The 827-nt window shown below is 64.2% G+C and carries 1 pseudogene; it reads right to left on the bottom strand.

The features are described from left to right. Window positions 1-827: pseudogene (locus tag I6F33_RS37880) on the bottom strand (acetyl/propionyl-CoA carboxylase subunit alpha); the annotation flags it as partial.

The following is an 827-nucleotide window of genomic DNA, read 5'->3' as shown; positions in this document are numbered from 1 at the left end:
GTCGAGAGCCGTCCCTCGCGCCAACGCGGATGATGCATCAAGGCCGACAGGAACGGGATGTTGTGGCGGATGCCATCGACATAGAACGAGTCCAGTGCAGTCGCCTGCGCCTCGATCGCCGCCGCGCGCGAGGGCGCATGGGTGACGAGCTTGGCGATCATCGGATCGTAATGGATCGAGATCTCGCCGCCCTCCTGCACGCCGGTATCGTTGCGGATGGTGATGCCGTCCTTGCTGGCCTCCGCCGGCGGACGATATTTCACGAGGCGTCCGATCGAGGGCAGGAAGTTGCGGAACGGATCTTCCGCATAGAGGCGCGATTCCACCGCCCAGCCGGTCAGCGTGACGTCCTTCTGCGCGATGGCGAGCTTCTCGCCGCTCGCGACGCGGATCATCTGCTCGACGAGATCGATGCCGGTGACGAGCTCGGTGACGGGATGCTCGACCTGGAGGCGCGTATTCATCTCCAGGAAGTAGAAGCTCTTGTCCTGGCCTGCGACGAACTCGACCGTGCCGGCGGAATCGTAGTTCACGGCCTTGGCCAGCGCGACCGCCTGCTCGCCCATCTTGCGGCGGGTCGCCTCGTCCAGAAGCGGCGACGGCGCTTCCTCGATGACCTTCTGGTTGCGGCGCTGGATCGAGCATTCGCGCTCGCCGAGATAGATCACGTTGCCGTGCTTGTCGCCCAGCACCTGGATCTCGATGTGGCGGGGATCGACGATGAACTTTTCGACGAAGACGCGGTCGTCGCCGAACGAGGCCTTTGCCTCCGCCTTGGCGAGGTTGAAGCCCTCGGCAACCTCGGCTTTGGAATGGGCGATGCGCAT

The organism is Bradyrhizobium sp. BRP20 (assembly GCF_020194215.1).
GTDB lineage: Bacteria > Pseudomonadota > Alphaproteobacteria > Rhizobiales > Xanthobacteraceae > Bradyrhizobium > Bradyrhizobium yuanmingense.
The sequence above is the reverse complement of the archived record's forward strand: the minus strand, read 5'-3'. Positions and strand labels throughout refer to the sequence as shown.